The following is an 8,451-nucleotide window of genomic DNA, read 5'->3' as shown; positions in this document are numbered from 1 at the left end:
CCCATTGAGGAGTCCAGCCCCGAGCCGTTCAAGCAGCCCGACCCCAGGCCGGCCCCGGCCAAGCCGGCGCCAACCCCGCCGCCGCAGGACAAGACCGCCGCCATCGATCCGACGCCCGAGGTCAAGCCCGACGCCGTCGCCGAAGCCATAGCGCAGGAGCCCCCCGCCGAGGCGACGCAGCTGCCCGACTCGGCGCCCGCGCCGGAGGCACGGCCGAAGCCGCAGCCGGCGCAGGCCGAAAGCGCCAAGGCGCCGGACCGCAAGAACGCCGACAAGCCGGTCAAGGAAGCGTCGTCGAAGCCGAAGTCCGATGACAAGCAATTCAACGCCGACGAGATCTCCGCGCTGCTCGACAAGCAGAAGCCATCCGGCGGCGGCGCCAAGCGCTCGACCCAGCAGGCATCGCTCGGCGGCGACAAGGATCAGGGCCAGAAGCTTTCCAGGTCCGAAATGGGCGCCCTGGAAAGCCAGCTTGGCGGCTGCTGGACCCTTCCCGCGGGCCTGGAAGGTTCCGAGAACTTCGTCGTCGTGGTGCGGTTCAACCTGGATGGTTCCGGCAAGCTGGACGGGCGCCCGGCGGTCGAAAAGTCGAGCGGAAATCGCCAGTTCGACGAAAGTGCCGTTCGTGCGGTGCAAAAATGCGATGTCACCGGCCTGCAAGTTCCCGCCGGCAAGCAGGACATCTGGGCCGACGTCCGCGTCACCTTCGATCCAAGGGAGATGCTGGGCCTCTAAGGCGGCCCGCGTATCCGAAAATCAGTACGAGAAGCGAGAAGACATGAAATCAATCCTCAAGCCGCTCCTGATGGTCGCAGCAATGGCGATGGGCATGACCGCGGCAGGCACGTTGCCGGCGCTGGCGCTCGTCGAGCTCAACGTCAACAAGGGCAATGTCGAGCCGCTGCCGATCGCCATCACGGATTTCCAGGGCGGCGACGCGCTTGGGGCGCAGATTTCGCAGATCGTCACCGCCGATTTGAAGCGTTCGGGTCTGTTCGCTCCGATCGACAAGAGCGCCTTTATCGAGAAGATCACCAACCCCGATGCAGCCCCGCGCTTCGACGACTGGAAGGTGATCAACGCACAGGCGCTGGTCACCGGCAGCGTCAGCAAGGAAGCCGACGGCCGCATCCGCGCCCAGTACCGGTTGTGGGATACCTTTGCCGGCCAGCAGATGGCCGGCGAGCAGTTCTTCGCCAACGACGCCAATCAGCGGCGGGTCGCACACATCATCGCCGACGCCATCTATGAGCGGCTGACCGGCGAAAAAGGCTATTTCGACACCCGCGTCGTCTTCATCGACGAATCGGGCGCCAAGAATGCGCGCAAGAAGCGCCTTGCGATCATGGACCAGGACGGCGCCAATGTGCGCTATCTCTCGGACGGCAGGTCGATCGTGCTGACGCCGCGTTTCTCGCCGAACCGGCAGGAAATCACCTACATGTCCTATGAAAGCGGCCAGCCGCGGGTCTACCTGCTGCAGATCGAAACGGGGCAGCGCGAACTGGTCGGCAATTTCCCCGGCATGACCTTTGCGCCGCGCTTTTCGCCCGACGGCCAGAAGGTGATCATGAGCCTGCTGCGCGACGACGGCAATTCCAACATCTTCGCTATGGATCTGCGCAGCCGTTCGACGACGCGGCTGACCAATTCGACCGCCATCGACACCTCGCCGTCCTATTCGCCCGACGGCAGCAAGGTGGTGTTCACCTCCGACCGTGGCGGCCGCGCGCAGATCTACGTGATGGGCGCCGACGGCTCGGGCCAGACCCGCATTTCCTTTGGCGACGGCGTCTATTCGACACCGGTCTGGTCGCCGCGCGGCGACCTGATCGCCTTCACCAAGCAGACCGGCGGCGAATTCCAGATCGGCGTCATGAAGACCGACGGTTCGGGCGAGCGCATCCTGTCCTCCGGCTTCCAGCAGGAGGGACCGACCTGGGCGCCGAATGGCCGCGTGCTGATGTTCTTCCGCGATTCCGCCGGTGGCCCCAAACTGGTTTCGGTCGATCTTACCGGACGCAACGAGCAATCGATCCCGACGGCGAACTTCGCTTCGGACCCGGCCTGGTCGCCGCTGCTGGAGTAAGAGACGAATGGAGAAATGAAGAATTGAAGAGATGGAGAAACCGGGGAACTATATTAAGCGCGCGAAGGATCTAGAGGTTTATAAGCGCGCCTATGTGATTTCTCTTGATGTGCATAAAGCTACGCTAGCTTTTCCGAAAATGGAGCAATACGCACTGGCTGGTCAGTTGCGTCGCTCCAGCAAGGGAATCTGCGCCAATTTGGCTGAGGGATTGCCAAGCAGACTCACTCCAAACCCGAATTCGCGCGGTTCATTTCGATGGCAATGGGGTCATGCAGCGAAGTGGAGACGTGGATTTCCTATGCGTTCGACCTTGGATACATCGGCCAGGCATAACACGACGATTGGCTGCGATCCTACGCCCAAATCTACGGCATGCTGATCAATTTGCGAGAAAAGCTGAAGTGAGTTCTCTCTTCAGTTCCTCAATTCCCCAACTCTTCAATTCCTCTTTTCCATCTCTTTGTCGCGTTTTGGCCGCATTTCCGCCTAGGGTCCGCGCCAACTGTGGCTCATAGCTAAACGGCTGCGGACGGGCAGCTTAAACCAAAATTTAACCGTGTTTCTTGAATGCCGGTTAACCCAAACGTGGTTACTGGGTGATCAACGAAATCACTCAAATTAGATCACTCGAAATACGAAGGAGAGGCGGCATGGGCCGTATCGCAGCACTTACCAGAAACCCGGTCATGATCGCGCTGGTGGCGATGCTCGCCATCGCAGGTTGCGCCTCGAAGAAGACGCCGAACAACGCGGCCGATCTTGGCCTCAACGGCGCTGGCGCCGCAACACCCGGATCGGCGCAGGACTTCACCGTCAACATTGGCGACCGCATCTTCTTCGATACGGACTCGACCTCGATCCGTGCCGACGCGCAGACGACGCTCTCGCGCCAGGCGCAGTGGCTGAATCAGTACAAGCAGTATGCCATCGTCGTCGAAGGCCATGCCGACGAACGCGGAACGCGCGAATACAATCTGGCGCTCGGCGCCCGCCGCGCCGCCGCCACCCGTGACTTCCTTGTCGCCAAGGGCGTCTCGGCCAGCCGTCTCAAGACCATTTCCTACGGCAAGGAACGTCCGGTCGCGGTTTGCGACGACATCTCCTGCTGGTCGCAGAATCGCCGCGCGGTCACCACGCTCAGCGGTGCTGGCTCCTGAGGCATCACGCAGCCGACCGGCGCGTCAAAGAACGCGCGGCCGTCTAGCGGTAAAAATGCAACATACCTGCGCGAAAGGCGGCCCTGGGGCCGCCTTTTTCATATCCGGATGCTCGAAACAAAATTTGGCCGAAGTCTCGGCTCCTGCTATGAGCCGAGGGCGCTTGGCTGGTCCCATTCTGATTGGAAGGCGCGAACAAGCTAACGAAATCACTGCGAGAGGCACATGCATTTGAGATCGGTTCTGAGCGGCACGCTTGCGCTGCTGCTCCTATCAGGCGTCACCGCCTTGGCTAGCGGCACCGGGGCGAGCGGCACAGGGCAATCAACCGACAGCGGCTTTACCTTCCATCTTCCCAGTATCGAATTGCCGGGCTTTTTTGGTCAAAAGAAGGAACCGGACCAGGTTCAGCTGGTTCAGTCCGATCCTGCCGCTGTCACCAGCCTGGAAGAGCAGCTGCGGCAGATGAACGGCAAGATCGAGGAACTCAATTTCCAGGTCCTGCAGATGCAGGAGCAGATCCGCAAGCAGCAGGAAGATAATGAATTCCGCTTCCAGCAGCTGGAAGGTGGCGGCACGCAAGGCGGGCAGCCGCCGGCGCAGAAGAAATCGGACGCCACCACCGGCACCGACAACGACGTGGCGGCGGCCCCGGCAATACGGGCGCCGGCCGATGCCGGCGCCGCGCCCGCCAACGACCAGTCGGCAGGCGGCAAGACGGTCGAGGACGTCATCGTCGAATCTCCCGATGGCGACCCCGGCAAGGTTATTCCCGGTACGGGAGCGCCGGAAAAGAATTTCGGCACCATCACCGTCGACAAGAATGGCAATGTCATCGATGCCGGCGGCAACACACAATCGACCGCGCCGGCGCAGGACACCGCGCCAGTCGCCGGGGCGGCGCCCAAGGCCGGCAAATCCGACACGGTGGTCGCGGCGTTGCCCGCCACCAACAACCCGGAGGAGCTTTACCGCAACTCATACCAGTTCATCCTCTCGGGCGACTACGGCACCGCCGAGCAGGGTTTTCGCGACCACATCGCCCGCTTCCCAAGGGATGCGAAGGCAGCGGACGCGCATTACTGGCTGGGCGAGTCATTGCTCGGCCAGCAGAAATACCGCGATGCGGCCGAGACGTTCCTTGCCGCCAGCAAGGACTATCCCAAGGCCAAGAAAGCTCCCGACATGTTGCTGAAGCTCGGCGTGTCGCTGGTCGGCCTCAAGCAGCACGACGTTGCCTGCGCCACTTTCAGCGAGGTCGGCAAGCGCTACCCCGATATTTCCAGCGCGCTCAAGGAACGCGTCAAGCAGGAGAAGGCTCTGGCTGCCTGCTGATCCTTGTCATACATGTCGTTGTCCTGAAACCGGGATCACTTTTGGGCGACATGCATTATGCTCGACACCGAGCCGGACCTTTCGACTAACCCTTTTTCGCATATCGATTTTACCAGCGGCGCTGTTGCGGCCGTGTCCGGCGGCAGCGACTCGACCGCCCTGCTCCTTCTTCTCAAGAACCATCTCGACCGTACGGCGCCGGCAACCAAGCTGCTGGCGGTGACGATCGACCACGGTTTGCGGTCCGGTTCGGCTGCGGAAGCGCAAGCAGTGGCGAAGCTGTGCGCCAGACTCGGAATTTCACACCGCATCCTGACATGGTCGGGCCGCAAGCCATCGACCGGCCTGCCCGCCGCCGCTCGCGAGGCGCGCTACCGGCTGCTGTCCGAAGCGGCACAAGCCGAAGGCGTCGGCATGATCCTCACCGGCCATACCGCCGATGACCAGGCGGAGACGGTGCTGATGCGGCAAGCGCGCGCAGAAGGATTGGCGCGGGACGAGGGCCAAGGCCATGCCGAAATGGCAGGCAGGGGACTTGCCGGCATGGCGCCGGCCACCCTGTATGACTGGCGCGAGTGGATCGTTCGGCCACTTCTCGGGTTGCGGCGCGCGGCGCTGCGAGATGTCCTGCGGCGTGAGAATGTCGGCTGGGCCGACGACCCGACCAATGCCGACGAGGCTTTCGAGCGGCCGCGCATGCGGGCAGCCCTTGCCGACGGCAACGGTGCACAGCGCATCGGCGATGCACTGGCGTTGGCCGCGCATGAGGGCCGCGCGCGCAGTCAACTCGGCCTCGCCGCCGCAAGTTTGATCGGCGATTTCGCGACCCGGCTGTCCTGCGGGCTCATTCGTCTTGATCCGCTTTTGCTGAACACAGGTGACGAGCGAGCGGCTGTCTATGCGTTGCGCATCCTGCTGGCCACGACCGGCGGGATTGCCTTCCTGCCGGATCAGGCCCGCAGCGAGACTCTGTTCGGTCGGCTTAGGGCTGGATTTCTTTGCGCCACATTGTCGCGGACGGTTGTGGATTCCCGGCGCTCCGGCATCTTCCTGCGCCGCGAGGCGCGCGGCTTGCCCTCCGCCGCTGCCATCACGGACGGCACCGTCTGGGATGGCCGCTGGCGCATCACATTGAACGACAGCAGCAGCGCATTGTTGATTGCCCCGTTCGGCGCAGCAGCGGCGAAGCGGCTGGCGAAGGGCGATGGAAAAACCCCGCCGAACCTCATGCGCGCCGCGCTCGCCGCCGAGCCGGCGTTGTGGCAGGGCGGTGAATGCCTTGATTTGTCGGGGGATAGCCGGGCGCCAATGGCGGTTGAAGTGCGGCCGGTCGTTGCGCCCTTTGCCCGCTTCCTGCCGTCCTTCGATCTGGCGCCGGCGCGGGCCGTCGCCGGGCTGATTGGCGCGGCCCCGGTGCCGCCCTTGCCTTTCAGCGGCCACAGTGCCGGCTGATGGTTGCGCGAAAGCTTAACCCAGACGTGCTGTTCTGCTTGGCAAGGGGGGACGCTCTCCCTATGTTAGGCGCAAGTTTCCTCTCATGACGCGTGTCCGCCCCGCGGACGCCAACGGGACAATTGATGAATCCGAACTATCGCAACCTCGCGCTCTGGGCGATCATAGCGGTCCTGCTCATAGCCCTGTTCAATCTGTTCCAGACGCCGCAGACGCGAGGGGCTTCCAGCGATGTGCCCTATTCGCAGTTCCTGCAGGATGTCGCGGCGGGCCGGGTCAAGACGGTGACCATCGCGGGCGCCCGTATCAGCGGCACCTACACCGACAATGCCAGCGGCTTCCAGACCTATTCGCCCGGCGATCCTTCGCTGGTCTCGCGGCTGCAGGACAAGAACGTCACCATCAATGCGCGGCCTGAAACGGACGGTTCCAATTCGCTGTTCGGCTATTTGATCTCGTGGCTGCCGATGATCCTCATCCTCGGCGTCTGGATATTCTTCATGCGCCAGATGCAGTCCGGCTCCGGTCGCGCCATGGGCTTCGGCAAGTCGAAGGCCAAGCTGCTCACCGAAGCGCATGGCCGCGTCACCTTCCAGGACGTTGCCGGCGTCGACGAAGCCAAGGAAGATCTGGAAGAGATCGTCGAGTTCCTGCGCGATCCGCAGAAATTCCAGCGGCTCGGCGGCAAGATTCCGCGCGGCGTGCTGCTCGTCGGCCCTCCGGGAACCGGCAAGACGCTGCTTGCGCGCTCGGTTGCCGGCGAAGCCAATGTGCCGTTCTTCACCATTTCCGGTTCCGACTTCGTCGAGATGTTCGTCGGCGTCGGTGCAAGCCGCGTCCGCGACATGTTCGACCAGGCCAAGAAGAACGCGCCCTGCATCATCTTCATCGACGAAATCGACGCTGTCGGCCGTCATCGCGGCGCCGGCCTCGGCGGCGGCAACGACGAACGCGAGCAGACGCTGAACCAGCTGCTGGTCGAGATGGACGGCTTCGAATCCAACGAAAGCATCATCCTGATCGCTGCCACCAACCGGCCCGACGTGCTCGATCCGGCACTGCTCAGGCCAGGCCGCTTCGACCGCCAGGTCGTGGTGCCGAACCCCGACATCGTCGGCCGCGAGAAGATCCTCAAGGTGCATGTGCGCAACGTGCCGCTGGCGCCCAATGTCGATCTCAAGGTGATCGCGCGCGGTACGCCGGGCTTTTCCGGCGCCGACCTGATGAACCTTGTCAACGAATCCGCGCTGATGGCGGCACGGCGCAACAAGCGCCTCGTCACCATGGCCGAATTCGAGGACGCCAAGGACAAGATCATGATGGGCGCCGAGCGCCGCTCGTCGGCCATGACGCAGGCCGAGAAGGAGCTGACCGCCTATCACGAGGCAGGCCACGCCATTCTCGCGCTGAACGTGCCATCGGCCGATCCGCTGCACAAGGCCACGATCATCCCACGCGGTCGCGCGCTCGGCATGGTCATGCAGTTGCCCGAAGGCGACCGTTATTCGATGAGCTACAAATACATGATCTCGCGGCTCGCCATCATGATGGGCGGCCGTGTCGCCGAGGAGTTCAAGTTCGGCAAGGAAAACATCACCTCGGGTGCCTCTTCGGATATCGAGCAGGCGACCAAGCTGGCGCGCGCCATGGTCACACGCTGGGGCTTTTCCGACAAGCTCGGCCATGTCGCCTATGGCGACAACCAGGAAGAAGTGTTCCTCGGCCATTCGGTGGCACGCACGCAGAACGTGTCGGAAGAAACGGCGCAGATCATCGACGCCGAAGTGCGTCGCCTGATCGACGAGGCCTATTCGTCGGCGAAGTCCATCCTGACCAAGAAGAAGAAGGAATGGATCGCGCTGGCGCAAGGCCTGTTGGAATACGAGACGCTGTCGGGCGAGGAGATCAAGCAGTTGATCGCCGGCCATAAGCCGGCGCGCGACCTCGGCGACGATACGCCGCCGAGCCGTGGCTCGGCCGTGCCGAAGTCCGGTGGCCGCCGCAAGAAGGGGCCGGAGCCCGAAGGCGGCATGGAACCGCAGCCATCGAGCTGAGCTTGACCACTGATTTCATCGAACGCCGCGGCTTGCTCCGCGGCGTTTTTCGTTTTTGGCGTTGGGGAGGAGTTGTCCGCGACCTCGCATCTGCGACGGTGACGATTGGCGAAAGCCTAGGTGATAGCCAATCTCCCCCCTGTTTGGACCGGAGACATCGCGAACAGGTGTGCGAGGACATCGCGAACAGTTTGGCGTGCTTTGCGCCGGGAGGTTCGCGATGCCATTTGGGAACACCAGCGTGATGGATGGGAAGTTGGAGTTTGTGCGTCTTGCGGTGCAGGATGGCAGCAATGTCAGTGCGCTTTGTCGTCGTTTCGGGATTGGCCGAACCTGTGGTCACAAGTTGATCGCGCGGTAT

The 8,451-nt window shown here is 63.0% G+C and carries 7 protein-coding genes and 1 pseudogene; all 8 read left to right on the top strand.

The features are described 5' to 3' along the window. A partial coding sequence (locus EOA13_RS35985) for an energy transducer TonB (protein ID WP_127297898.1) occupies nt 1-735 on the top strand: 735 nt, incomplete at its 5' end. Between the two features lie 43 nt (nt 736-778). Further along, nucleotides 779-2,089: a Tol-Pal system beta propeller repeat protein TolB gene (gene tolB / locus EOA13_RS35980; RefSeq protein WP_013529148.1), complete on the top strand. Its 1,311-nt coding sequence runs from the start codon at nt 779-781 to the stop codon at nt 2,087-2,089. Nucleotides 2,090-2,120: 31 nt separating this feature from the next. Then, a pseudogene (locus tag EOA13_RS39505) lies at nt 2,121-2,243 on the top strand (four helix bundle protein); the annotation flags it as partial. A 104-nt stretch (nt 2,244-2,347) separates the two neighbouring features. Then, nucleotides 2,348-2,425, top strand: coding sequence for a hypothetical protein (locus EOA13_RS39500; protein WP_348629782.1), 78 nt, complete (start codon nt 2,348-2,350; stop codon nt 2,423-2,425). A gap of 317 nt (nt 2,426-2,742) precedes the next feature. Further along, nucleotides 2,743-3,249, top strand: coding sequence for a peptidoglycan-associated lipoprotein Pal (gene pal / locus EOA13_RS35970; RefSeq protein WP_013529149.1), 507 nt, complete (start codon nt 2,743-2,745; stop codon nt 3,247-3,249). Between the two features lie 225 nt (nt 3,250-3,474). Continuing rightward, nucleotides 3,475-4,584: a tol-pal system protein YbgF gene (gene ybgF, locus EOA13_RS35965; protein WP_127297897.1), complete on the top strand. Its 1,110-nt coding sequence runs from the start codon at nt 3,475-3,477 to the stop codon at nt 4,582-4,584. Between the two features lie 57 nt (nt 4,585-4,641). Next, on the top strand, nt 4,642-6,036 hold the full coding sequence (gene tilS / locus EOA13_RS35960; protein WP_127297896.1) for a tRNA lysidine(34) synthetase TilS: 1,395 nt from the start codon (nt 4,642-4,644) through the stop codon (nt 6,034-6,036). Nucleotides 6,037-6,161: 125 nt separating this feature from the next. Next, a complete protein-coding gene (gene ftsH / locus EOA13_RS35955; RefSeq protein ID WP_023811859.1) occupies nt 6,162-8,090 on the top strand; it encodes an ATP-dependent zinc metalloprotease FtsH in 1,929 nt (642 codons plus the stop codon). Nucleotides 8,091-8,451 lie beyond the last annotated feature (361 nt).

This window comes from Mesorhizobium sp. M7A.F.Ca.US.011.01.1.1, from assembly GCF_003998295.1.
Lineage (GTDB): Bacteria > Pseudomonadota > Alphaproteobacteria > Rhizobiales > Rhizobiaceae > Mesorhizobium.
The sequence above is the reverse complement of the archived record's forward strand: the minus strand, read 5'-3'. Positions and strand labels throughout refer to the sequence as shown.

Coding starts and splice junctions, on each gene's coding strand:
- tilS (WP_127297896.1), top strand. CDS start 4,642: ATGCTCGACACCGAGCCGGACCTTTCGACTAACCCTTTTTCGCATATC.
- ftsH (WP_023811859.1), top strand. CDS start 6,162: ATGAATCCGAACTATCGCAACCTCGCGCTCTGGGCGATCATAGCGGTC.
- EOA13_RS39500 (WP_348629782.1), top strand. CDS start 2,348: ATGGCAATGGGGTCATGCAGCGAAGTGGAGACGTGGATTTCCTATGCG.
- ybgF (WP_127297897.1), top strand. CDS start 3,475: ATGCATTTGAGATCGGTTCTGAGCGGCACGCTTGCGCTGCTGCTCCTA.
- tolB (WP_013529148.1), top strand. CDS start 779: ATGAAATCAATCCTCAAGCCGCTCCTGATGGTCGCAGCAATGGCGATG.
- pal (WP_013529149.1), top strand. CDS start 2,743: ATGGGCCGTATCGCAGCACTTACCAGAAACCCGGTCATGATCGCGCTG.